This is a genomic window from Actinoplanes sp. NPDC051859, assembly GCF_044452725.1.
Classification (GTDB): Bacteria; Actinomycetota; Actinomycetes; order Mycobacteriales; family Micromonosporaceae; genus Actinoplanes.
In genome coordinates this window covers 294842-318989 of record NZ_JBITBX010000005.1, presented here as the reverse complement: position 1 = coordinate 318989, position 24148 = coordinate 294842, and the positions used below count along the sequence as shown (strand labels likewise).

23 protein-coding genes are annotated in these 24148 nt (G+C 70.1%); 18 read left to right on the top strand and 5 right to left on the bottom strand.

The genetic code is table 11. The annotated features are described in order from the left end of the window. Positions 1-21: 21 nt before the first annotated feature. The 5 genes from ACIA1L_RS15445 to recQ all read left to right on the top strand — a co-directional run bounded on the left by ACIA1L_RS15445 (position 22) and on the right by recQ (position 5971). A complete protein-coding gene (locus tag ACIA1L_RS15445) occupies positions 22-711 on the top strand; it encodes a RibD family protein (RefSeq protein ID WP_396073344.1) in 690 nt (229 codons plus the stop codon). A gap of 51 nt (positions 712-762) precedes the next feature. Further along, positions 763-1410, top strand: a complete 648-nt coding sequence (ribA, locus tag ACIA1L_RS15440; RefSeq protein ID WP_396073343.1) for a GTP cyclohydrolase II — start codon at positions 763-765, stop codon at positions 1408-1410. 104 nt (positions 1411-1514) lie between these two features. Beyond that, complete coding sequence (locus ACIA1L_RS15435) at positions 1515-3428, top strand: SpoIIE family protein phosphatase (RefSeq protein WP_396073342.1); 1914 nt, start codon at positions 1515-1517, stop codon at positions 3426-3428. A 46-nt stretch (positions 3429-3474) separates the two neighbouring features. After that, positions 3475-4074 carry a DsbA family protein gene (locus ACIA1L_RS15430; protein WP_396073341.1) on the top strand — a complete coding sequence of 200 codons (600 nt, stop codon included), beginning with the start codon at positions 3475-3477 and terminating at the stop codon, positions 4072-4074. A 55-nt stretch (positions 4075-4129) separates the two neighbouring features. After that, positions 4130-5971 (top strand): DNA helicase RecQ, encoded by a 1842-nt coding sequence (gene recQ, locus ACIA1L_RS15425; RefSeq protein ID WP_396073340.1) that lies wholly within the window; start codon positions 4130-4132, stop codon positions 5969-5971. 196 nt (positions 5972-6167) lie between these two features. Here the strand turns inward: recQ and ACIA1L_RS15420 are convergent, their stop codons facing one another. Both ACIA1L_RS15420 and ACIA1L_RS15415 read right to left on the bottom strand, forming a co-directional pair. Continuing rightward, positions 6168-6317 (bottom strand): hypothetical protein, encoded by a 150-nt coding sequence (locus ACIA1L_RS15420; RefSeq protein WP_396073339.1) that lies wholly within the window; start codon positions 6315-6317, stop codon positions 6168-6170. Between the two features lie 35 nt (positions 6318-6352). Continuing rightward, positions 6353-6811 (bottom strand): hypothetical protein, encoded by a 459-nt coding sequence (locus ACIA1L_RS15415; protein WP_396073338.1) that lies wholly within the window; start codon positions 6809-6811, stop codon positions 6353-6355. Between the two features lie 276 nt (positions 6812-7087). Here ACIA1L_RS15415 and ACIA1L_RS15410 point away from each other — a divergent pair, with 276 nt between their 5' ends. The 7 genes from ACIA1L_RS15410 (at position 7088) to ACIA1L_RS15380 (ending at position 12416) form a co-directional block, all read left to right on the top strand. Then, complete coding sequence (locus ACIA1L_RS15410) at positions 7088-7525, top strand: hypothetical protein (RefSeq protein WP_396073337.1); 438 nt, start codon at positions 7088-7090, stop codon at positions 7523-7525. Positions 7526-7575: 50 nt separating this feature from the next. After that, the gene (locus ACIA1L_RS15405; protein WP_396073336.1) at positions 7576-7857 is read left to right on the top strand and encodes a DUF6412 domain-containing protein; all 282 of its coding nucleotides are present in this window, start codon (positions 7576-7578) and stop codon (positions 7855-7857) included. Positions 7858-7992: 135 nt separating this feature from the next. Continuing rightward, positions 7993-8727 carry a membrane protein insertase YidC gene (gene yidC / locus ACIA1L_RS15400; protein ID WP_396073335.1) on the top strand — a complete coding sequence of 245 codons (735 nt, stop codon included), beginning with the start codon at positions 7993-7995 and terminating at the stop codon, positions 8725-8727. Between the two features lie 57 nt (positions 8728-8784). Further along, the gene (locus tag ACIA1L_RS15395) at positions 8785-9984 is read left to right on the top strand and encodes an acyltransferase family protein (RefSeq protein ID WP_396073334.1); all 1200 of its coding nucleotides are present in this window, start codon (positions 8785-8787) and stop codon (positions 9982-9984) included. Next, entirely contained in the window at positions 9932-10303 is a 372-nt protein-coding gene (locus ACIA1L_RS15390; RefSeq protein WP_396073333.1) for a YybH family protein, read from the top strand. Before ACIA1L_RS15395 ends, ACIA1L_RS15390 begins: the two co-directional genes overlap by 53 nt. Next, a complete protein-coding gene (locus ACIA1L_RS15385) occupies positions 10300-11178 on the top strand; it encodes a class I SAM-dependent methyltransferase (RefSeq protein WP_396073332.1) in 879 nt (292 codons plus the stop codon). The genes ACIA1L_RS15390 and ACIA1L_RS15385 overlap by 4 nt, the downstream gene beginning before the upstream one ends. Before the next feature lie 5 nt (positions 11179-11183). Continuing rightward, positions 11184-12416, top strand: coding sequence for an EAL and HDOD domain-containing protein (locus tag ACIA1L_RS15380; protein ID WP_396073331.1), 1233 nt, complete (start codon positions 11184-11186; stop codon positions 12414-12416). A gap of 64 nt (positions 12417-12480) precedes the next feature. On the opposite strand, the gene ACIA1L_RS15375 is transcribed toward ACIA1L_RS15380, so the two are convergent. Then, on the bottom strand, positions 12481-13482 hold the full coding sequence (locus ACIA1L_RS15375) for a 3-oxoacyl-ACP synthase III family protein (protein ID WP_396073330.1): 1002 nt from the start codon (positions 13480-13482) through the stop codon (positions 12481-12483). Positions 13483-13664: 182 nt separating this feature from the next. Between ACIA1L_RS15375 and ACIA1L_RS15370 the strand changes: the two genes are divergently transcribed. The 3 genes from ACIA1L_RS15370 (at position 13665) to ACIA1L_RS15360 (ending at position 16338) form a co-directional block, all read left to right on the top strand. After that, on the top strand, positions 13665-15227 hold the full coding sequence (locus tag ACIA1L_RS15370) for a M4 family metallopeptidase (protein ID WP_396073329.1): 1563 nt from the start codon (positions 13665-13667) through the stop codon (positions 15225-15227). Positions 15228-15300: 73 nt separating this feature from the next. Next, positions 15301-15573, top strand: a complete 273-nt coding sequence (locus tag ACIA1L_RS15365; protein WP_396073328.1) for a hypothetical protein — start codon at positions 15301-15303, stop codon at positions 15571-15573. 63 nt (positions 15574-15636) lie between these two features. Then, positions 15637-16338: a hypothetical protein gene (locus tag ACIA1L_RS15360; protein ID WP_396073327.1), complete on the top strand. Its 702-nt coding sequence runs from the start codon at positions 15637-15639 to the stop codon at positions 16336-16338. On the opposite strand, the gene ACIA1L_RS15355 is transcribed toward ACIA1L_RS15360, so the two are convergent. Then, entirely contained in the window at positions 16289-17119 is an 831-nt protein-coding gene (locus ACIA1L_RS15355) for a polysaccharide deacetylase family protein (RefSeq protein ID WP_396073326.1), read from the bottom strand. The two genes, ACIA1L_RS15360 and ACIA1L_RS15355, sit on opposite strands and share 50 nt — an antisense overlap. Before the next feature lie 130 nt (positions 17120-17249). Next, a complete protein-coding gene (locus tag ACIA1L_RS15350) occupies positions 17250-20120 on the bottom strand; it encodes a M36 family metallopeptidase (RefSeq protein ID WP_396073325.1) in 2871 nt (956 codons plus the stop codon). A 146-nt stretch (positions 20121-20266) separates the two neighbouring features. Here ACIA1L_RS15350 and ACIA1L_RS15345 point away from each other — a divergent pair, with 146 nt between their 5' ends. From ACIA1L_RS15345 to ACIA1L_RS15335, 3 genes are read left to right on the top strand one after another with little or no spacing between them, the layout of a single operon-like run. Continuing rightward, positions 20267-21718 (top strand): FAD-linked oxidase C-terminal domain-containing protein, encoded by a 1452-nt coding sequence (locus ACIA1L_RS15345; protein WP_396073324.1) that lies wholly within the window; start codon positions 20267-20269, stop codon positions 21716-21718. Next, positions 21718-22833: an FAD-binding oxidoreductase gene (locus ACIA1L_RS15340; RefSeq protein WP_396073323.1), complete on the top strand. Its 1116-nt coding sequence runs from the start codon at positions 21718-21720 to the stop codon at positions 22831-22833. Before ACIA1L_RS15345 ends, ACIA1L_RS15340 begins: the two co-directional genes overlap by 1 nt. Beyond that, entirely contained in the window at positions 22833-24140 is a 1308-nt protein-coding gene (locus ACIA1L_RS15335) for a (Fe-S)-binding protein (RefSeq protein ID WP_396073322.1), read from the top strand. The genes ACIA1L_RS15340 and ACIA1L_RS15335 overlap by 1 nt, the downstream gene beginning before the upstream one ends. Positions 24141-24148: the final 8 nt, after the last annotated feature.

Below are 24148 nucleotides of genomic sequence, written 5' to 3'. Positions count from 1 at the left end.
GATGCCGATTATGTTGGATCAGTGGAAGATCGACCGTACGTGTTGCTGAGTTGCGGCATGTCCATCGACGGATATCTCGACAGCGCCGGCGACGAGCGGTTGATGCTGTCCAACGACGCCGACTTCGACCGGGTCGACGAGGTCCGGGCCAGCTGCGACGCCATCCTGGTCGGCGCCGGCACCGTCCGGCAGGACAACCCACGGCTGCTGGTCCGCGACGCCGCCCGGCGTGCGGCCCGAGAAGCCCGCGGACAGCGGCCCGACCCGGTCAAGGTCACCGTCACCGGCACCTGCGACCTCGACCCCGAAGCCCGCTTCTTCACCCTCGGCGAGACCGAGAAGCTGGTCTACTGCGCCACCCCCGCCATGGAATCCGCCCGACACAAGCTCGCCGGACGCGCCACCGTCATCGACGGCGGCCACCCGGTCGACCTGGCCCGGGTGACCCGAGACCTCGCCGGCCGCGGTATCCGCCGGCTGATGGTCGAGGGCGGCGGCAGCATGCACACCCAGTTTCTGACCGCCGGGCTCGCCGACGAGCTGCAACTGGTGGTCGCACCCTTCTTCGTCGGTGACTCCAAGGCACCGCGCTTCGTCAGTGACGGCGCGTTTCCCTGGGGCCCGCACCGCCGCGCCGACCTGATCGCGGTCCGCCAGATCGGCGACGTGGTCCTGCTGCGCTACGCCCTATCCGAGAAGTTCCGGGAGTAACGAGTGACCACTACGACACACCACGACACCGAGCGACGAGATGGGGGCCCGATGTCTGACACGCTGGGTTGGAAGGACGTTCCGCAGGCCACCGTACGGACCCGCGTGACGGTTCCCCTGCGCTTCGCCGACGGGTACTCGACCACCGCCCACGTGCTGACCTTCGACGGGCTGGCCGACGGACGCGAACACCTGGCCCTCGGCCTCGGCGACTACGAGCACGCGATCGGCGACGTGCCGCTGGTCCGCCCGCACAGCGAATGCCTCACCGGCGACGTCTTCGGCAGCCAGCGGTGCGACTGCGGACCCCAGCTGCGCGAAGCGGTCGAGCGCATCACCCAGACCGGCGGCTACCTGCTCTACCTGCGCCAGGAAGGCCGCGGCATCGGCCTGTACGCCAAACTCGACGCGTACGCGCTGCAGGAGGCTGGGCTCGACACGTACGAGGCGAACGTGGCGCTGGGCCGGGGCGAGGACGAGCGCGACTACACAGCGGCCGCGCAGATGTTGCTGGCCCTCGGCGCCGACAAGATTCGGCTGCTCAGCAACAACCCGGACAAGGCCGCGCAGCTGCAGGCGTACGGCGTGGAGATCAAGGAGCGGATCCCGACCGGGGTGCACCTGTCCCCCGCCAACCTGCGTTACCTGTCCACCAAGGCCACCCACACCGCGCACACCCTCGACATCCCCGGCCTCTGACCCCGCCCTTTCCATCGGGCGGTGGAACCCAGCCCGGACGGGGTGCGGTTGCGCGGGGTGGGCAGCATGATGTCCCCCAGGGATCGACGGAAAGCGCGGGTGCGATGGACGACGAGGAGTTCGGCGATCCGGCGGTGATCACGTCGGCCGCCGAGCAGATGCCGTTCATCGTCATCGTCTGCGAGGGTCCGGAGCTGCGGATCGCGTACGTGAACGCGGCGACCCGGGCCCTGATCCCGGGCCGGGACATCCTCGGTCGGCCCCTGCGCCAGGTCTTCGCGGACGTCGACGGCCAGGGCTGGATCGACATGTACGACCAGGTGCAGGCCACCGGCGAGCCGATCGCCGGGGCGGAGTGGCGGGCGACGCTGGACCGGCCGGACGGTTCGGTGCACGAGCTCTACACCAACTTCACCATCACCGCCTGGCGCCGCCCCGACGGCAGCATCCGGGGTGTCATCGGCGCCGGCTTCGATGTGACCGCCAGCGTGCACGCCCGGCTCGCCGCGGAAAGCCGCACCGCCGAGCTGCGGGAACGCTACGAGCAGACCCACGACGTCATCACCGCCCTGCAGACCGAACTGCTGCCCGACGGCCTACCCGTACTGCCCGGTGTGCAGATCTCGGCCAGCTACCTGACCGCCGACAGCGATCGGACGGCAGGCGGGGACTGGTACGACGCCATCGTCCGGCCCGACGGCATGGTCGCGCTCGTGGTCGGCGACGTCGTGGGTCACGGCGTCACGGCGTCCGGCGTCATGGGTCAGCTCCGGGCAGTGCTGCACGACCGGCTCGACAGCGGCGCGGACGTCGGCGAGGCATTGGCCGCGGCCGACCGATTCGCCCGGCGGCTGCCCGCGGCCCACGCCACCACGGTCTGCCTGGTCCTCGTCGACCCCTCGACCGGCGCGGTCACGTACTGCACCGCGGGGCATCCGCCGCCGCTGCTGGTCACCGCCGCGGGCGAGACCCGATTCCTGGCATCGACCGGCGCCGCCCCGCTGAGCACCGGCGCGAGATTCCCCGTCCGCACCGACACGCTCGACCCCGGCGACGTGCTGCTGCTCTACAGCGACGGCATCCTCGAACGGCCCAGCCTCACCGTGCCGCAAAGCCGCGCCGAGCTGGCCGGTACGGCGGCACGAGCGGCGGGCGGCCGTGCGTTGCACGCACCAGGCACCACCGCCGCGGAGCGGGTCTGCGCCCAGACCGTGGAGCTGCTGGTCCGAGCCACCGGGCACGTCGACGACATCACCCTGCTCGCCGCCCAGCGGGTCCCCGCCCCGGACCGGCTCGACCTGCAACTGCCCGCTGACCTCGGCGCACTGCGGGTGGCCCGATCCGCCCTAGCCGGCTGGCTGGCCGAGGCCGGCGCCGGCGAAGAGGACTCCTTCCTGCTCCAGCACGCGCTGGGTGAGCTCCTCACCAACGCCATCGAGCACGGCTATGCGGGCCTGCCGGGCAAGGATGTCCGGCTCACCGTGGCCCTGACCGCTGCGGGTGAGGTGACCGCCGAGATCACCGACCACGGGTCCTGGCGCGAACCGGCTCGCGAGTCGGCGCGCGGCCGGGGACTTGCCCTCACCGCCCAGCTCGTGACCGACCTTCGGGTCGTCCCTGGCGAGAACGGCACGGTGGCAACAGTCCGCCACCGGCTGCGCCGTCCCGCGCACTCCCCCGGCCAGGGAGATCCGCCCGCTGCTCCGCCACCGCCCGTCGAGACGCTGCACATCGAAGCGACCGGCGAGACCGGGGTCCGCATCACGGGCACGGTCGACGCCGCCAGCGCCCCTGACCTGCAGCACGAACTGCTGCGCCGGACTCGCGGCGGCAACCTCCCGCTGGCCGTCGATCTGACCGGCATTTCCCACCTCGCCAGCGCTGGCGTCTCGATCCTGCACCAGGTCGTCGAGCACCACCGGCAACAGGGCGGCGACCTGCACCTGCACGCCGCGACGGGCAGTCCAGCCCAACTCGTCCTCGACCTGGTAGCCCTGCCGCACCGCAGGGATCCCTAGTGCGGCTTTCGCGGCGGATCCCCGGTGTCGGGCCTATCGTCGGACCATGACGCGCGTCGACTTTTACTTCGATCCGGCCTGTCCCTTCGCCTGGATCACCTCCCGCTGGATCCTCGAGGTCCAGCAGCAGCGCGAGCTGGACCTGCGCTGGCATGTCATGAGCCTCTACGTCCTCAACGAAGGCAAAGACGTCCCCGAGGGCTATCGCGAGTTGATCGACCAGACCCTCGGCGTGGTCCGGGTGGTCACCGCCGCCGCCCAGCAGCACGGCGACGAGGTACTCGGCCCGCTGTACACCGCCCTCGGCACCCGCATCCACAACCGCGGCGAGAAGGACCCCGAACGGCTGATCAGCGAGTCGCTGGCCGAGGTGGGCCTGCCCGCTGAGCTGGCCGCGGCGGCCAAGACCGACGAGTACGACGCCGAACTGCGCCGCAGCCACCACGAGGGCATGGACCCGGTCGGCGACGATGTCGGCACGCCCACGATGCACATCGACGGCGTCGCCTTCTTCGGCCCGGTGCTGTCCAGCATCCCGCGCGGCGAGCAGGCGGTGAAGGTCTTCGACGGTGCCGTGGCCCTCGCCAGCTACCCGGACTTCTTCGAGCTCAAGCGCACCCGGACCGGCGGCCTCAGCTTCGACTGACGTCGTCGTCCACAGGGTGCGACCCACCGCTGTGCGAAGTCACTAAACTCGCGGGGTGACTTCCGCTCCCCCGCTGGCCGGCCCCGCCCATGACGTGCTCAACCGCATCTTCGGCTACGCCGACTTCCGTGGTGGGCAGCGCGAGATCATCGAGCACGTCATCGGTGGGGGCGACGCCCTCGTGCTGATGCCCACCGGGGGCGGCAAGTCGCTCTGCTACCAGATCCCGGCGCTGGTCCGACCCGGCACCGGTGTCGTGATCTCCCCGCTGATCGCCCTCATGCAGGACCAGGTCGACGCGCTGCGCACCCTCGGCGTCCGCGCCGGCTTCCTCAACTCGACGCAAGACCTCGACGAGCGCCGGATCACTGAGCAGCTCCTCGTCGCCGGCGAGCTCGACCTGCTCTACGTCGCCCCCGAAGGCCTCGGCGTCGCCGCCACCCAGCGGCTGCTCGACCGCGGCCGCATCGCGCTCTTCGCGATCGACGAGGCGCACTGCGTGTCGCAGTGGGGCCACGACTTCCGGCCCGACTACCTCAACCTGTCGATGCTGCACGAGCGCTGGCCCGACGTGCCCCGCATCGCCCTGACCGCCACGGCCACCAGTGCCACCCGCGACGAGATCGCCGCCCGGCTCGACCTGACCGCAGCCCGACACTTCACCGCCAGTTTCGACCGGCCCAACATCCAATACCGGATCGTCGCCAAGAACGAGCCCCGGCGCCAGCTGCTCGACCTGCTCCGCAACGAACACAAGGGCGACGCGGGCATCGTCTACTGCTTGTCCCGCGCCTCAGTGGAGAAGACCGCGGAATTCCTGACCCAGAACGGCATCGCCGCGCTGCCGTACCACGCGGGGCTGGACGCGGGCACCCGCGCCCGCAACCAGAGCCGGTTCCTGCGCGAGGACGGCCTGGTGATGGTCGCCACGATCGCCTTCGGGATGGGCATCGACAAGCCCGACGTCCGGTTCGTGGCCCACCTCGACCTGCCCAAGTCGGTCGAAGGCTACTACCAGGAAACCGGCCGAGCCGGACGCGACGGGCAGCCGTCCACGGCCTGGCTGGCGTACGGGCTGCAGGACGTGGTCCAGCAACGCAAAATGATCGAGACCTCCGAGGGCGACTTCGCGCACCGCCGCAACCTGGCCGCCCACCTGGAAGCGATGCTGGCCCTCTGCGAAACCGTCCAGTGCCGACGCCGCCAACTCCTGGCCTACTTCGGCCAGGACGCCGACACCACCTGCGGCAACTGCGACACCTGCCTGACCCCGCCGGAATCCTGGGACGGCACGGTTCCCGCCCAAAAACTGCTGTCGACGGTGCTGCGCCTGCAGCGCGAACGCGGCCAGAAGTTCGGCGCCGGCCAGTCCATCGACATTCTGCTCGGCAAAACCACCGACAAGATCACCCAGTTCCGCCACCACGAGCTATCCGTCTACGGCATCGGCACCGACCTACGCGAACAGGAATGGCGCGGCGTCGTCCGCCAACTCCTCGCCCAGGGCCTGCTCGCCGTCGAAGGCGAATACGGCACCCTCGCCCTCACCGACTCCAGCGCCGACGTCCTCCGCGGCGGCCGCCAGGTGATGATGCGCCGCGAGCCAGAACGCACCCGCGCGCCCCGCGCCCGCCGCGCCTCTTCGGCCGCGGCCGCCCCAGCCGCCGACCTCGACCCGGCTGCCACCGCCGTCTTCGAACGCCTCCGCGCCTGGCGTGCCGCAGCCGCCCGCGAAGCCGGCGTCCCCGCCTACGTCATCTTCCACGACGCCACCCTGCGCCAGATCGCGGCGCTGGGCCCCGGTTCGCTCGCCGAGCTGGGCACTGTCGGCGGCGTCGGCGAGGCCAAACTCGCCAAGTTCGGGCAGCAGGTTCTGGAAACCCTCGCCGCCGAATAGCGGCTGAGTGCCGGCAATGCCTGCGCTCCGCGGTGATGGGGACCTGCGCCCGTGCATGGGGCTCTCCCGAAAGCCATTCGCTTGTGGAGTTGTTTGAGGCATCACCCGGACAGGCGAATCCCCGGCCGGGTTTCGGGTGGTTGACCTTCGGTGGTCCGACCCGCCGGCGGTGGCCCCCGTCCGTCGCCGGCGGGGCTCAGCCGGGCAGTTCCTCGAAGTTGACCGTGGCCTCGAGCGCGATGAGCTGCGCAAGCACGCCGCGTTCGACGAATACGCCGCCCAGCTCACCGTCTCCACCGGCCGCGGCCGCGGCCGCCGGCCGTCCCCGATCACCGCTGTCACACATGGGGCATCGTTGGCCGACCGCATCCGTCAGCGAGGTCAGTCACTCTCGTCTGAACGGTTCGTCGGACCATGCGGCCCATGGCGAAGCGTGTCGGCTGCCGCCCTCAGCTCCTTCGAGCAACGATCGAAGTAGTGCGCCAGCTGGTCCGGATCATAGGAGGGTCCGGACTCGGCGGAGCCGCGGGTGAATCGCTGGGGCTTTCGCCGGACGGAGGTCGCCAGGTTGTCCATATAGCGAGCCAGGAACTCGACCGTGTCGTGCGCGAAGATCCAGGGCTCCTCGACGTTGGGGTGTGTGTCGACGAGGTCTTCAAACTCGCTCGCCTTGGCGATCGCCGCGCCGACCGCGGCCATGTGGTAGCCAGCACGGATGATGGTTCCGCCGGTAACCGGCGCTGGCACGGTCATCGCATTCATCAGCCTTGCGGCGTCATCCGTCATATCGCGGTCCACAGTGTCGTACCAGCCGAGGGGTTCTTTCGCATCAAGCCACATGTAGGCACCCTAACGGGATGAAGTGGACCATCAGGTCGGGGTCTGCCGGACGCAGCAAGGACCCGTAGCCCAGCACTCCTTCTAGCTCCGCCAGCACTGAGATGATGTTGAATTCGACAAGCAGGCGCCGCATGCGTCGTCGCTCCAGGCCCTCCCGTAGTTGCTTATCGTGTAAGGATGATCACGGAATGGCGAGATCTCACCGCGCGGAGGCTGCAGCTCCTCCGGCAGCGGTTGAAGCGATCGCACAAGCCACGCCTGCGCCAGCGATGGGCGATGGGCGATGCTAGCGCTGGTACTGCCGTGGCCCCCGCCGCGGTGCGCGAACTGACCGGCGTGCTGGTGTGCTCGACGGGGACCGCAGGGGCATGGGTGTGGTGGCGGACGCCGCGCGCGAGCCAGGGCGCAGCGGCGCCTGGTATGGCTGCCAGCCAGTACCTGATGGCACTCACCCGCGGCACCGAGGAAGAAGGCTTGACCGACGTGCTGGACGACGAGCACGAGGACGAGCTCCTCGCCGGCTGGCGCGCCTACCGCGATGCGATGAAGCACACCGAAGAGATTCAGCTCAGCCTCGGGACGTGGACGGTCGGACCAATCGAGGACCGTAAGAGCACCGTGTCGATCACCCTCCGGTCAGGATGTCTCGCGACGGCTGTGGGGCGGGTGGAAACTGGCCGACTTGTATCCGATCGGCCCTGCCAGACCTGGTGAACCAGTAGTCCAGCTCATTCACCCTTGCGCCGGCTGCGTACGGTGGCGGCGTGATCTGGTTCGAGGCGTTGTGGCGGTTGGTCGGTGCGCTGACCGACGCCGGCCCGACCGGACTGCTGCTGGGCACCGGCGCGATCGCGGGCCTGCTGCTGATCGTTGCCGTCTCCGCCGTGGTGGCGCTGAGTCGCCGCCCCGCCCAGGCCGGAGTGCAGAACCTTCGTCGAGCACTGCGGGAGTGGGCCGGCCGTGCCGGCGTGCCCCGTCATCGCGATCCCGATGCTGCGGGACGCACCCGGCCGCGGGGACCTACCGGTCTCCTCGCGGCCGCCTGAGCGACTCTTCGCTCATTTTATGACCACCGCTCACAGCGGCCGCTGGTGACTGTCCACATCGTCCACACCAGTTCCGGCTTCCGCTGTGAGGGGTTCATCATATCCTATATCTACGAGGCGGTTTCCGCCGTTCTGTTGTTCTGGCACGCGGCCTGGGAGCGGGTGCTGGGCGACGCGTCCGGCTGGCACACGAACTGGTCGTGGGCGCTCGGCATCGTTTTCCTCGTGCTCACCGTCCGGGTGGCGCTGATCCCGCTCGTAGTCCGGCAGGTCAGGTCGCAGCGGGCCTTGCAGGTACTGCAACCTCGGATCAAGGCGCTGCAGGAGGAGCACCGGGGCGACTTCGGCACGCTGCAGACGAAGCTTCGAGAGCTGTACCGGGCTGAGCGGGTCAGCCCGCTGGCGAGCATCCTGCCGATGCTGGTGCAGGCGCCCATCCTGTTCGGCTTGCTGCACGTGCTGCGGCATCTTCGGCCGGCGGTGACCAGTGCGGGGGCGCGCACCCTGTACGGCTGGACGCTGACCCAGTTCGACAGCGCGGCGAGTGCGAAGCTGTTCGGGGCGCCGCTCGCCGCCACCCTCGGCGCCGGGGGTCCGTCGCTGATTGTCGCGGCGGTCCTGATCGTGGTGATGGTGGTGGCGACGTTTCTGACCAGCCGGCAGCTCATCCGGTCGACCGGGTGGGCGGCGGAAGCGCAGGGGCGGTTGGTGCAACGGCTGATGCTGGTCGGCGTACCGGCGTCGTTGCTGGTCTCCGGCGCGTTCTTCCCGCTGGGCGTCGTGCTCTATTGGACGACGCAGAGCCTTTTTGCGTACGCGCAGCAGACCTGGATCCTGCGCAGATTCCCACCGGTGCCGGCAACACATTGATGAGTCGCCGAGCTCCTTGACGCTGGCGAGACCAGCCGATCGCCAGGATCGACCGGCATGGTCCCGCAACAGTATGGATGGCATGACTCGGTCGCCCGGGAATTCCCCACCGTGGCGCCGAAGGCCCGCGCAGGCTGGGCGGACGTCGCCAAGGGGTGCTGCATCCTGCTGGTGGTGCTGTGGCACGTGATCATGAAGCACTACCTGCAGATCGATTGGCAGTTGAGCCTGCCGTTGCCCGGCCTGTGGGGGTTCCTCGGCGATCAACTGCTCCCGCTGCGGATGCCCGTGTTCTTCACGATCTCCGGAATGTTCGCGGCGTCGGCGGTGCTGCGCCCGTGGCGGGTCGTCGCGCGGAGCCGGATCGCCAAGTTCTCCTACCTGTACGCCCTCTGGTTCGCTGTCCACACTGTGGTCTTGGCGCTCGTTCCGCGGTTCGACACCCTGGCTGCGCACAGCGTGCGGGACGTGGTGGAGCAGCTCACGATCACGCCGACCAACCTGTGGTATCTGGTGGCGCTGGCCGGGTATTTCGTGGTCGCCAAGCTGACCTGGCGGTTGCCCGTCGCTGCGGTGCTCGGTCCCGCCCTGCTGCTCTCGGCGGTGGCCTCGGCGGGGCTGCTCGCCGCGCCGGGCAACCGGGGGCAGCTCTATCAGAACCTGTTCTTCTTCCTGGCAGGGCTGCGGCTGAAGCCGTTCGTCGAACGCTGGGCCCGGATGGTGAACACGCGGATGCTGTGGATCGGCGGCAGCGGCTACCTCGCCGTCATGCTGGTGCTGGGCCACCTCGGCGTGCAGCGCTGGTTCGGGGTGTGGCCGGCGGTCAGCGTCCTCGCCGTCCTGGTGGGAATCGCCGCGGCCGTGCACCTGGAACGGCTCCGCCGGATCGGCGGGCTGCTGGCCAGGCTCGGCCGCACTACGCTGCCCATCTATGTGCTGCACATGCCGCTGCTAGCGCTGCTGCACGCCGTCCTGCTGGGCCCATTCTCCCGGGCGGGAACGCTGGTTCAGCTGGTGCTCGCGGTCCTGCTGCCGGTGGCCCTCACCGCGCTGCTGGTCGTGGTCTGCCTGACCCTGCACGGCTGGGTGCAGGCCGTGGGCGGGCACTGGATGTTCGATCTGCCCGAGCGTAAATCCGCTGCCCGACCGGGCCCGGGATGGCATGCTGCGCCGGAACTGCCCCTGCAGGAAGGACCACCACCGCATGTCGTTCGCCCAGGCTCTCGAGCAGCATCTCGCCACCATCAGCGCACGTGACCTGGCGGCGTTTCTCGCCACCGTGCACGACGACGTCTCCCTCATAGCTCCGAACGGGCGGCTGCTGGCGGGCCGCGCCGAGGTGGGCGACTTTCACCGCGGCTGGTTCGCCGATCCGGACTGGTCGTGGACGCTCGAGCCGCTGCGGCGCACCGAGGCCGGGGACACCGGCATCGCCGCGTACGCGGTCACCTATCACGACCTGGACGCCGACGGTCGGCCGTACACGATGAACTATGTGTTGACCTTGGTCTTCGCCCGGGTGGCGGAGACCTGGCTGTTGCTGCACGACCAGAACACGCTTAGCTCGCAGGCATGACCGACTTCTTCGACGAAGCGACCCGGGCCCGGATGACGAGCATCGAGGCCAACTGGGACGAGCGCACCCCGATCCACGTGGCGAGCCTGTTCTACGACGTGGCGGGCCGCGATCCGCAGGACTGGTTCGCCGGCTATGAATGGGCCGACCTGGGCGATCTCGCCGGGCTCGACGTGCTGCACCTGCAATGCCACCTGGGCACCGAGACCGTGGCGTTCGCCCAGCGCGGCGCGCGCAGCGTCACCGGCCTCGACCTGTCCGGTGCGGCGGTGGCCGAGGCCCGGCGGATCGCCGCCGACCAGCGAGCGGCCGTCGAGTACGTGCACGGCAACGTGTACGACGCGGCGGACCTGCTCGGCGGGCGCCGGTTCGACGTCGTCTATACCGGCAAGGGCGCCCTCTGCTATCTGCCTGACCTGCAGCGCTGGGCGGCGACCTGTGCTGGCCTCCTCCGACCGGGCGGCCGGCTCTACCTGGTCGAGTTCCATCCCGCGCTGGTCGCCCTCGGGCTGATGCCCCGGGATCCGGCGGAGACCGGGCTGACGCTGCGCGGCGACATGATCGGTGGCCGTGGCCCCGCCGAGCTCGACGCCACCCACACCTATACCGACGGACCGGCGCTGACTCGGGCGACGACCAGCTACGAGTGGGTGCACGGGCTGGGCGAGGTGGTCACCGCGCTCAGCGGAGCCGGGTTGCAGATCCGGTCGCTGCGGGAAAGCGACGAACTGCCGTGGCCGCGCTGGCCGCACATGGAGCAGACGCCACGCGGCTGGTGGCGGCTGCCGGAAACCGCACCCAAAGTTCCCCTGTTTTACGCCCTGCTCGCAGAAGCCTCAAGCGGCGGGGAGCGCGGCCGATCAAAGACAACGTGATCCCTATGGTGCCGTTCCCGCTGCCGGGCACTCAGCTCGTGCACGTCGGCCGGCAGCCGATCTTCGACATGACCGGCGACGTCGTCGCCTATGAGCTGCTGTTTCGCGGCAGCATGGCGGCGGTCGAGGCAGGGCGACGCGACACGTACGCGACCAGCCAGGTCATCGTCAACACGTTCACCGAGTTCGGCATCGACGAGGTCGTGGGCGATCGCACCTGCTTCATCAACATGACCCGCGAGTTCCTGACCGGCGAGCTGAAGCTGCCGTTCGGCCCGGAACACGTGGTGCTGGAGGTGTTGGAGACGGTCGACGTCGACGACGAGGTGATCGAGGGCGTCACAGCGCTCGCCGAGCAGGGTTACCGGATCGCGTTGGACGACTTCGAGTGGGGCTCCGGACACGAGCGGCTGCTGCCGCTGGCCGACTTCGTCAAGCTGGACCTCCTCGCCGCGGACCGGGAGCACCTCGACGCGATTGTGGCAGCCTGCCGGCAGCACCCCAAGATCCAGATCGTCGCCGAGGGCCTGGAAACGGGCGAGCAGCTGGCCCTGAGCAACCGGTACGGCTTCGAGCTGCGCCAGGGCTACGTGCTCAGCCGCCCGCAGGTGTTGACAGCGGCCAGCCTGACCCCGTCCAAGCTGCGCCGCCTCGAACTGATCAGCGCGCTCTCCGACCCGGACGCCGACCTGGAACAGGTGCTCGGCATCATCGCGGGCGACCCGGCCCTGACGATGCGGGTGCTGCGGGCCAGCAACTCGGCCGCCGTGGGCGCTACCAGCCGGGTGTCGTCCGTCCGCCAGGCCGTCGTCATGCTCGGCCTCGCGCACATCCGGCAGTGGGCGATGCTCATGGTCGTCGACGACGTCTCCGAGGCGACCGAGGCGCAGATGGCGGACGCGTTGACCCGCGCCCGGCTCTGCGAGAGCGTCGCCCCGTCGTACGGCGCGAGTCCCGACGGCGCGTTCATGGCCGGGCTGATCACCGCTGTGGCGCAGATGATCGGGCTGAGCCCGGCGGCGATCGCGCACCAGCTGCCGCTGAGCACCGAGATCGCGAAGGCGTTGGCACGCGGCACCGGTCCGCTGGGACAGGTGTTGCGGGTCGTCGATGCCTATGAGCGGGGTGACCTGCACGAGGTGGCGGCCGCTTATGGGGGTGAGGACCTGCCGGGCACGGTCATGGCGGCCATGCGCTGGTCGACGAAGGCGGTCGCCGCCACGCAGAGCGCCGCGTAGATACTCGAAAAGCCCGGCCCACAATGACGTGGGCCGGGCTTTTTGGTGTTCGCGGGCGGCGGGATCAGCCGCGGTGCCAGCGCACCAGTGTCGCGCCGACCGACATGCCGCCGCCGAAACCGGCGATCAGCACCAGCTCGCCGTCGTGCAGCGCTCCCGAGCGCGCCGCCACGTCGAGGGCGATCGCCGCGGAGGCGCTTCCGGTGTTGCCATACCGGTCCAATACCAGATGGGTACGCGCGGAGCTGAGTCCCGCGGCCTCGACGAGCTCCTGCAGCATGACGCCGTTCGCCTGGTGCGGCACGAAGTGGGCGACCTCGCCGGCCGTGACTCCCGCCCGCTTGAGCAGGTCGTGCAGGACCGGCGGAACCCCGTCCAGCACGAACTCCCGCACGCCGCGGCCGTTCATGCGGAAGTAGTGGTCGCCCGCGGCAACCGTCTCCGCCGAGGCGGGCAGGCGGCTGCCACCGGCCTTCACGTGGATCAGTTCGTGGGCGTCGCCGCGGGTCACCAGTTCGACGTCGACCAGGCCGTACGGCTCGGGGACGGCACCGACCACCGCGGCGCCGGCACCGTCGCCGAACAGGATGGCTGTCCGGCGGTCGTCGAAGTCCAGGATGCGGGAGTACACGTCGGCGGCGACGACCAGGACGACCGCGTCGGGGCGGGCCGTGACGAGGCTACGGGCCAGTTCCAGGCCGAAGACGAAGCCGGCGCAGACCACGTTGATGTCGAAGGCGGCAGCCCGGTGGGCGCCGATGGCGTGCTGCACGAGCGAGGCGGTCGGCGGCTGCGGCGAGTCGCCCGTCGACGTCGACACGATCAGATAGTCGAGCCGGTCCGCGGCGATGCCCGCACTCGCCAGCGCCGCCCGTGCCGCGTGCACGCCCAGATCGGACGTGGCCTCATCGGGGGCCGCGAACCGGCGCGCCTCGATCAGCGTCTTGCGGGTGATCCACTCGGCGGTGGTGTCGGGCACCCGCTCCACCAGGGCTTCGTTGGTGACCTCGTGCTCGGGCACGTACGAGCCCGTGCCGAGGATGCCGGCGCGTGTTGTCGAATGCATGACCGCACCCATCGGCGCGGCGGTAACCGGGTTGAGAAATCAGCGCCGGATTGTGTCAGTGACGTCCATATATGTACCTGGCGAGTCACAGGTTTGTCACCGAAAGGTCTTCCCATTTTGCTTCGTATTCACAAAGATCGATGCCAGTCGGCCATACCCGGCCGGCCACGAGAGGAGAAACGGTGCGCACCAGAGCCATCGTCACCGCCAGCGCGCTCGCCGCCTCGGCCGCGCTCGCCGCCCCCGTCGCGGCGCAGGCAGCCCCCGAGCCGCAGCCGGTTACCCCCGCCCTCGCCATCAGCCGCGCTAACAGCGCCATCGGCAGCCACGCGGCCGCCTTTGCGGCTGGCCGGGGCGACTCCTTCGCCCAGCGCGGTGTGGTCGTCGAGAACAGCGGCGCCAGCCACGTCCGCCTCACGCGTACCTATCAGGGCCTTCCGGTCATCGGCGGCGACGTGATCGCCCACCTGTCCACCGGCGGGGCGCTCAACGCGGTCACCAAGACCCAGCTCGCGCCGATCACCATGACCACGGCGCCGACCCTCACCGCCGCCAAGGCGGTCAAGGCAGCGACCAAGGCCCTCGGGGGCAAGGCGATCGCCGGCGCGGACACCACGCTGGCCGTCAACGCGCTGCCCGAAACGCCCGGCCTGGTGTGGCGCACGCTCATCGCCGTTCCCGACGAGCACGGCGACAGCGAGACCCACGTGCTGGTCGACGCGCACAGCGGCAAGGTCGTCGACAAGTGGTCCGAGGTGCAGCACGTCGAGGGCACCGGCACCGGCTACAACGTGGGCCAGGTGCCGCTGGAGACCACCAAGTCCGGCTCGACATACCAGCTCAAGGACCCCACGCGGGGCAACAACTACACCACCGACATGAACAACCGGCGGTTCGGCAAGAGCACGCTGTTCACCGACGCCGACAACGTCTGGGGCACCGGCCAGCTGAACAACCGGCAGACGGTGGCGGTCGACGCGCAGTTCAGCGTCGCCGAGACCTGGGACTACTTCAAGGAGAAGTTCGGTCGCGAGGGCATCGCGGGCGACGGCAAGGGCAGCTTCAGCAAGGTCCACTACGGCACCAAGTACAACAACGCCGGCTGGTCCGACAGCTGCTTCTGCATGCTCTACGGCGACGGGGACGGCGTGAACTACGGCCCGTTCACCTCGCTCGACGTCGGCGGTCACGAGATGACCCACGGCGTCACCTCGCGGACGGCGGGCCTGGTCTACAGCGGTGAGTCCGGCGGCATCAACGAGTCGATGAGCGACATCTTCGGCACCCTGGTGGAGTTCCACTCGAACAACACCTCGGACGTCGGCGACTACCTGATCGGCGAGGAGATCGCCCTCGACCACACGCCGCTGCGCTACATGGACGACCCGACCAAGGACGGCGACTCGGTCGGTTGCTGGAGCAGCTCGGTCGGCAACCTCAACGTGCACTACTCCTCGGGCGTCGGCAACCACGCCTTCTTCCTGCTCGCCGTCGGCAGCGGGGCGCACACCGTCAACGGCGTGCAGTACAACAGCCCCACCTGCAACAACAGCAGCGTGACCGGCATCGGCAACGACAAGGCCGGCGCGATCTTCTACAAGGCGCTCACCACGTACATGACCTCGGGCACCAAGTACGCCCAGGCCCGTACGGCCACCCTCAACGCCGCCCGCGACCTGTACGGCGCCGGCAGCGCGGAGTACAACGCGACCGCCGCCGCCTGGTCCGCGGTCAACGTCGCCTGAACCACAGCCACAGCAAGAGTGGGGTCGCGCGTCTTCCCGCGCGGCCCCACTCCGCGTAGAGATAATCTTGAGTGTGACTGTGACCAATTGGGAGTACGCCCGGCTCGAGTACCGCGCGGCCGGCACGTTCGGCGCCGACAAGTTCATGGACTGGACGGCCACCTTCTATCACCCCGGCGGCGTCCTGCGCTGGGGCACCGATGAGCGGTTCGACGATCTGCGCCACCTCAACCGGGCGGGCTCAGCAGGCTGGCAGGCCTACGACCGCGCCGCCATCCATGTGATCAACGAGCCGCACCGGCTGCACGGCGTCACCTACTCGATGCGTCGCCCGATCCCCGGCTGACCCCTTACCGAACGCTCACAGATCCGCGCAGAATCGGTGATCTGTGCTGCTTAGAGTGCCGGTATGGAACCACCGTCCTGGTCCGACCGCCTCCTGCCGCCGGGCGCTCTTTTTGTCGCCGCCTGCACCGACTTCCTCGCACCCGTACGGTTCGCTGACGGCGATGTCGGCGTGGGATTTGCCGGCTGGCTGGTCTTCGTGACCGGTTTCGCCGGCCTGCTGGCCGCCCCGATCCTCCTGCTGTTCCTCGGCCTGCCCACCCGTCTGCTGAGGATCGCGATCGTGACCCAGGTCCTGCTCGGACCGCTGGCCTTCTGCGCCGGCGGCGACCTCACCCGGGACGGCTACCTGGCCGTGGTCGGCCGCCCGGTGTCCGCGTCGGTCGCCGACCGTGACCGGGAATGCCACTCGGGCACCGTCGGGCCGGCCAGCGACCGCCCGGCCGGCTGCGCCGACTACCTGTGGCTGCAGCGTCCGAACGGCAGGCCCGTGTCCGGCCCGAAACTCGGCGACGGCGCCGCGGGTATGGCCGCATTCGCCACCACCAGCGGCCCGGTCGAGATGATCGAGGATCCGCTGGGCCTCGCGCGCGCCATCCCGGCCGCGGACCGCGACCCCGCTACCACCCGCGACTGGATCGTCGGTGTCCTGCTCGCCACCGGCTGGGTGTTGCTGCTCGGCAGCCTGTCAGCCGGACTGGTCGCCAAACTGCGACTCAGGGGACGTAATCCTCGAGCAGAGCCGGAGTCAGTCCTGCCTTCTTGATGGCCTTCAGCGCCGCCAGGTAGTCCTTGACGAACGCCGGCCGGAAGTGCATGAGCAGGATGTCGCCCGGCTGGACCTTCTTGCCCTCCTGAAAGCGGACCTTGCCCTCGTGGACGGTCTCCTTCCACATGAACCCAGCCTTCATCCCGCAGTCCCGCGCCGCCTTCAACGTCGTGTCGTCCTGGTTGCCGAACGGCGGCCGGAACAACGTCGGGCGCTTGCCGAACCACTGGGCCAACTTGTCGGCAGACCCGCACAGCTCCTTCTTCTGGACCGAATACGGCTGTCCCCGCAGATCGTTGTGGGTGATCGTGTGGCTCTCCACCACCGCCCCGGCTTCGATCATCGGCTTGAAGTAATCCGGGTCGTCCTTGATCGCATCCGTGGTGAGGAACAGCGTCACCGGAACCCCGGCCGCCTTGATCAGCGCCGGCGCCTCCGGATGCTTCAGGAAGCCGTCATCGATCGTCAGGAACGCCACCTTGCTCTTCGTCGGAATCCGCAGCAGGTAGGGGGCACTCCCGCCCGGCGGCAAGGTGATCTTGTCCGGCGCCGGCGCCGGACCGAACGTCGGGATGTCCGAGTCCTTCCACCCGTTGTGCTGGCGGTCAGGCTTCGCCGCCGCGGGGCCGGACGCGGACGGCTGCGCGCCGGGGGACGCCGCCTGCGCACCAGCAGCCGCCGGCGGCGCACCAGCCTTACTCGAAGAATCCGAACCCGATGAACAGCCTGCCAGCACCAGAGCCGCCGTCACCGCGGTCACCGCACGCAAGATCGACATGGTCCGACATGATGCAGATCACCGTGTCAGACCCCGGTGAAGTGCCTCCCCGCACTCAGAGCGCGACGGATGGTCACGGACAAAAGCGCGAGGGTACGCGGCCGCCACCGCGTACCCTCGCCGTCTTTTGTCAGCTGCTGAAGACCTGGAACTCGGCAGCGACGGCGTTGCCCGCTGCCGGGGAAGCGGTAGCGCAGTCGGTCACCGAGCGGGGGTCGTTCTCCTGCTCGCCGGCGTAGAGCGGGTTGGCGATGCACTGGTTGCTCAGGACGCGGAGCTTCACGTGCGTTGCCGGGGTCGGCCGGACGTTGAACGACTTCAGCACCAGGTTGGGCACCTTGGGTCGGAACTGGCCGGTGTCGAACGCGTTGGCCGGGCTGGTGTAGGTGACCCGGTAACCGGCGTCGCTCGCGCAGTCCGCACCCGCTGCCGCGTTGCAGGTCAGGATCTCGAACTGGCGAACCGTGCTGTACATGGTGGAGGTTGCCGCGCCAGCGCCGGGGTAGGCGCTGAGCTGGACCCGGGAAACCAGCTTGGCGGCGTCGGTGGGCAGGTCGACGGTGACCTGACGGCCGACCGCTCCGCCGGTGGCGGTCCAGGCGGTGGCTTCGGCGTCGTCGATGAGACGGGACGGGGCGCTGCCGTCACCGGTGATGGTGGCACCGGAGCTCGCCGAGGCGAGGTTGGTGGGCATGACCACGCCGACCTGGGCGGTGACACCCGCGTACACGGTCTGGGTGAAGCGCTTGTGGCCGAAGCCGGCGCCGATCGCCAGGAACTTGTAGGTGCCCGGGGCCAGGGTGACCGTCTCCGGCAGGGCGGTCGTCGGGTCGGTGTCCGCAACCGGCACCGAGCCGTTGTCGAAGTCACCGATGTAGAGCCGGACCGGCTTGCCGGCGGCCTCACCGAGGGCCTTGAAGCTCACCTCGGAGTTCTCCACGTACGGCGAGGCGAAGCTGGGCACCGGGTCGGCGTCGGACGGGCCGCTGGCGGCGCCGGCGCCCATGCCGCGGGTGGCGAAGGTGTTCCACAACAGGTCGGCGTTGGCACCGTTGAACCGCAGGGCGTCCGCGGTGATCATGTTGTCGCGCATGTCGAGCATGCTGACCGAGCCGGTGGCGGCCAGCAGGAACGAGTCGAAGACCAGCTGGATCCAGCGGCGGTTGCCCGGGCACTCGGTGGCCGGGGTGGTGCCGGCGGCGCAGCTCTCCTGTTGGGCGCGGGTGCCCGAGCCGTACCGGGCGATGAGGGCGCGCCGGACGTCGAAGTTCGTCGCGCTCCAGATCTCGCCGTCGGAGTGCACGGCGGCGCCGCGGTCGTAGCCGACGTTGGAGTAGTTGAGCGGGCTGTTGCTCATGTCGAAGTTGCGGATGCCGGTGACGACGTCGCCGGTCACGTACGCGCCGGTCACGTACGGCGTGTTGCCGCGCGGGGCGTAGCCGCTCTCGAACAGGTACTCCATGGCGAGCAGGTCGGACCAGCTTTCGCCCATGGCCCCGCCCTGCGACGAGCTGATCCCGCTGTCCGGGCCGGCGATCATGCGGTTGCTGATGGCGTGGCCGTACTCGTGGCCGATGACGGTCATGTCGAAGTCACCGTCGACGCACGGCGGGTACGCGGACCCGGCGAACGGCTGCCACATGTACATGTTGCTGGTCGGCTGCATGCCGTCCGGCGGGGTGGCCTGGTTGGCGTTGTTGCGGGTGGTCGCGGTGGCCGCGCCCTGCTGGGCGTTGCCACGCTCGGCGTCGGCGCCCTTGCCGTACGCCCCGGTGTTGACCTTCTGCAGGTTCCAGGTCGCCTCGGTGAAGCCCAGCTTGTACGACCAGTCGTGCATCCGGTTGTGCATGGCGAACAGGTTGGCGGTGGCCGCGTCGGCGTCGGCCTGTTCGGGCGTGGTCAGCGAGTTGGGGTCGCACTTACTGCTGTTCCACTGGTTGGTGAACGGGTAGACGTACTCCCGGTCGGCCTTCGGCGCGGCGGGGAGCGCCGGGTTGCCGTTGCCCCACAGCCGGACGGTCTCGGCCGAGTTGCCGGTGGTGGTGTTGCTGGGGGTGCCGGTGACGGCGTCGACGTCCCAGGCCTTGCCGGTGGCCGGGTCGACGACGCTGCGGGCGCAGCCGGTCGCGGTGATGCACCAGGTCTGCCGGGTGTCGGCCCCGTTGGTGGGCGGCGTGGCCGGGAAGACCTTCCAGTGCGGGTCGCCATCGGCGAAGTTGACCAGGTTCTCGCGCAGCAGCACCTTGCCGTCGATGGCGTCCACATAGGTGGTGTAGCCGAGCGGATGCTCGGCGTCGTTCGCCATGACCACCACTTCGTAGGCCGCGCGCGGGTCGGCGCCCGGCATCGGCACTGCGACCAGGCGGACCCGGGAGTCGCTGAGCTTGTCACGGGTGATCTTCGCGTCGGTGAGCGCCGCGGCGAGGGCGTCGTCGGCGCTGAGGCTCGCGGCGGCCGGCTTGGCCGTGCGCGGGCTGAGCGAGGAGGTGACCCGCAGGACGTCGCCGCCCTTGACCGCGACGGCAACAAGGCCGTCGTGGGCGGCGGGCAGGCCGCCGTACCGCTGGCGCATCAGCACGACGGAGCCGGCGCCGACCTTGGTGGTGGCAACGGTTTCGAGGTCGTCGACGCTGCTCGCCTTGAGCGAGAACAGGCCGAGGCTGCCTTTGAGGTAGCGCCGGGCAACGGTTTCGGCGTCGCCCGCCGGACCACGGGCGAGCCGACCCTTCAGCGGGGTGACCGACGCCGGGGTGCCGAGCTTGTTCCAGCGGGTGACGACGGTGTCGGCGCGGAGTTGGGCGCGCTGGGCCGTGGTGGGCGCGGCGGCCCCGCCACGGTTGTCGACGAAGGCGTACTCGTCGCCCACCTGCTCGCCGGTCAGCGGCGTGGCCGGGCCGGGCGTCGGGTGGGCGGGTGCGGCGTTCGCGCTCAGCGGCACGGACGCGAGGATGGTGGTAGCGGCGAGGATTCCGGCGACGGCGGACCGTCTGCGTATGCGCACGCAAGCCTCCTGAAGTCGGCCTGGAGGATGTTCCAGACGACGAGACTGTACGTGAACATAGACGTTCGTAGATGAATTTTCGGTTGCGACAATGACGGAGATCGATTCCCGACCGGCCTTGCTACGTTGTCCCGAGGAGGTCACCAATGACGTCGCTCACACCGCTGGCCGCCGAGCTGCGGGCCGCGCTCGGCCCCGACCGGGTCGTGTCCGACCGGCAGGAGCTACGCACGTACGAATGTGACGGTCTTGCTCTTTACAAGGTGACTCCCGGGCTCGTGGTGCTGCCGCGCGACACCGACGAGTGCGCCACGACCATCCGGGCCTGCGCGGCGGCCGGCGTGCCGTTCGTAGCTCGCGGCTCGGGCACCGGGCTGTCCGGCGGGGCGCTGCCGCACGCCGCCGGAGTCCTCGTGGTGACCTCGAAGATGCGCACGATCGTCGAGGTCGCGCCGGACGACGAACGGGCCGTGGTCGAGCCGGGCGTGATCAACCTGCACGTGAGCACCGCCGCGCGACCGCACGGCTACTACTACGCGCCGGACCCGTCGAGTCAACAGATCTGTTCCATCGGCGGCAACGTGGCAGAGAATTCCGGCGGCGCCCACTGCCTCAAGTACGGCTTCACCACCAACCACGTGCTCGGCGCGGAGATCGTGACGCCAGACGGCGACGTCGTCGAGCTGGGCGGACGGGCGCCTGACGTCCCCGGGTACGACCTGCTCGGCGCGTTCGTCGGGTCGGAGGGCACGCTGGGCATCGCGACCCGGGTCACCGTCCGGCTGACCCGACTGCCGGAGTCTGTGCGTACGCTGCTCGCCGCTTTTGCCAGCACCGACGAAGCCGGCGCCGCCACCTCGCAGATCATCGCCGCCGGGGTGGTCCCCGCCGCGATCGAGATGATGGACGCGCTCGCCATCGAGGCCGCGGAGGCGGCCGTGGCCTGCGGTTATCCGCCGGGCGCCGGGGCGGTACTGATCGTCGAGCTGGACGGCCCCGCGGCCGAGGTGGAGGCTCAGTTCGGGCAGGTCACCGCCCTGTGCGAGGCCGCCGGGGCGACTGAGGTGCGGATCGCGGCTGATGAGGTCGAGCGGGCGTTGATCTGGCAGGGCCGCAAGTCGGCGTTCGCGGCGGTCGGGCGGATCAGCCCGGACTACATCGTGCAGGACGGCGTGATCCCGCGGACTGCGCTGCCCGAGGTGCTGCGGCGCATCGAGGAGGTCGCTCAGTCGCGCGGCGTGCGCGTGGCAAACGTCTTCCATGCCGGCGACGGCAACCTGCATCCGCTGGTGCTTTTCGACGGCGAGGCCGCAGGCGAGGCGGAGCGGGCCGAGGAAGTGTCCGGAGCGATCATCGACCTGTGCATCGAGTACGGCGGCTCGATCACCGGCGAGCACGGCGTCGGGGCGGACAAGGCCAAGTACATGCCGCGAATGTTCACCGCCGACGACCTGGAGACCATGCACCTGCTGCGCTGCGCGTTCGATCCGGCCGGGCTGTCCAACCCGGGCAAGATCTTTCCCACTCCGCGCCTCTGCGGCGAGGTGCCCCGCCGACACCGGGCCACGGACCCGCCACCCGCGGCGGAGCTCTTCTGATGCGCTGGACACCGCCCTCCGACACCCCCGTCGTCGCGCCTGCGTCCACCGAGGAGGCCGCAGAGGTCCTGCGCGCTGCCGCCGCCGACGACCTCGCCGTGCTGATCCGCGGCAACGGCACCAAGCTGGCGTGGGGCCTGCCGCCGCGCCGGCTCGACCTCATCGTCGACACCCGCCGGCTGAGCGGAGTCGTCGAACACGCGGCCGGCGACCTCATCGCCGTCGTGCGCGCTGGCACGCCCCTCACCGACCTGGACTTCGGCACGCAGCAACTCGCCCTCGACTCCCCGCTGCCGGGCGCCACCATCGGCGGCGCCATCGCGGCGGGCACGAGCGGGCCGCGCCGGCTGCGCTACGGCACGGCCCGCGACCTGCTGATCGGCATGACGGTGGTCCGGCCGGACGGGACGGTCACCCGCTCCGGCGGCAAGGTCGTCAAGAACGTCGCCGGGTACGACCTCAGCAAACTGTTCGCCGGCTCGGCCGGCACCCTCGGCCTGATCACCGAATGCGCCTTCCGCCTGCATCCCGCCCCACCGGCCCAGGCCGTCGTCGTGCGCGAAGCGCCCGCCGCCGAGTTGGGCGCCCTGCTGGCGGCGATTCGTGCAGAGCAGGTCGTGCCCAGCGCGGTGGAGATTAACCGCCAGGACACCGGGCCGGTGACGCTAGCCGTGCTGGTGGAAGGCACCGCTGACGGGGTCGGCGCCCGGGCGGCCCGGCTCGAGAAGGTCCTGTCGGGCACCATCGGCACCGTTCCGCCCTGGTGGAACGTGCTGCCGTGGCCGCCGGACGGGGTGGGCGTCAAGCTCACGGCCGCCCTGTCGCAGGTGCCGGCGCTGATCGAGGCGGCATCCGGCGGCACCATCCGTGGTTCGGCCGGGACCGGCGTGTTCTACGCCCACGTCACCGGCGACGGTCCCACCACGGTCGCCAAGCTGCGGGCCGCTGCCACCCGAGCGGGCGGGCATGCCGTCGTGGTGACCGCGCCGGAGCAGATCCGGCAGCAGGTCGACGTGTGGGGGCCGGTGCCCGGCCTGGACCTCATGCGCCGGGTGAAGGACCGTTTCGATCCCGGGCATCAATTCGCGCCCGGCCGTTTCGTCGGAGGCATCTGATGACCACCCCAGCCTTCGACGCCGACCGACCACCCAGCGCCGCACTGGCCGGGGACTGCGTGCACTGCGGGTTCTGCCTCACCACGTGCCCGACGTACTCGCTGTGGGGTGAGGAGGCGGACTCGCCCCGGGGCCGGATCTCCCTGATCACCTCCGCGTTGGAGGGTGAGCCGCTCACCGAGTCGACGGTGCGGCACGTCGACAATTGCCTGGGCTGCCTGGCCTGCGTCACCGCGTGCCCGTCCGGGGTGCGTTACGACCGGCTGATCGAAGACACGCGGGCGCAGGTCGAACGGCGGTTCGAGCGGACCGCCCCGCAGCGGGCACTGCGGGCGGCCATCTTCGCCGTCTTCCCGTACCCGCGGCGGTTGCGGTTGCTGCGGGGGCCGCTGCGGGCGTACCAGGCGGTCGGGTTGCGACGGCTCATCGACCGGACCGGCCTGCGGGAGCGGCTCGGACCGACGCTCGCCACGCTCGAATCGCTGGCTCCGCGGCTGCGCCCGGTCCCCCGGCCGCCGCGGCTGGTGCCTGCGAAGGGCGAGCGACGCGCTGTGGTCGGCGTGCTGACCGGGTGCGTGCAGAGCGCCTTCTTCCCGGACGTGAACGCCGCGACGATCCGAATCCTCGCCGCGGAGGGCTGCGACGTGGTCATTCCCGCAGCTCAGGGCTGCTGCGGGGCGCTCAGCGTCCACAACGGCCGGCGGCCCGAGGCGCAGCGCTTCGCCCGGCAGATCGTGGACACGTTCGCCCGGGCGGGGGTGGATCAGATCGTGGTGAATGCGGCGGGCTGCGGCTCGGCGATGAAGGAGTACGCCGATCTACTGAGCGACGATCCCCGCTATGCCGGACCCGCCGCCGCCCTCGCCGCCCGGGTGCGCGACCTGTCCGAGCTTCTGGTCGCACTGGGGCCGGTCGCGAAACGGCACCCCCTGCCGCTGACGGTGGCCTACCACGACGCCTGCCACCTCGCCCACGGCCAGGGGATCCGCGCCCAGCCGCGGGCGCTGCTGGCGGGCATCCCCGGGTTGGCCGTCCGGGAGATCGCCGACCCGGAGATCTGCTGCGGTTCGGCGGGGGTCTGGAACGTGCTGCACCCCGAGCCGGCGGCCGAGCTGGGCGAGCGTAAAGCCCGGCAGGTCCTGGACACCGGCGCGGATCTGCTGGTCACGGCGAACCCGGGCTGCCTGATGCAGGTCGCTGCGGCGGTCCGGCGACTCGGCGGCGAGGTGGCGCTCGCGCACACTGCTCAGGTGCTCGATGCGTCGCTGCGCGGCCTCGACGCACGGGAGCTCCTCAGCGCCCGATGACGGGCGAG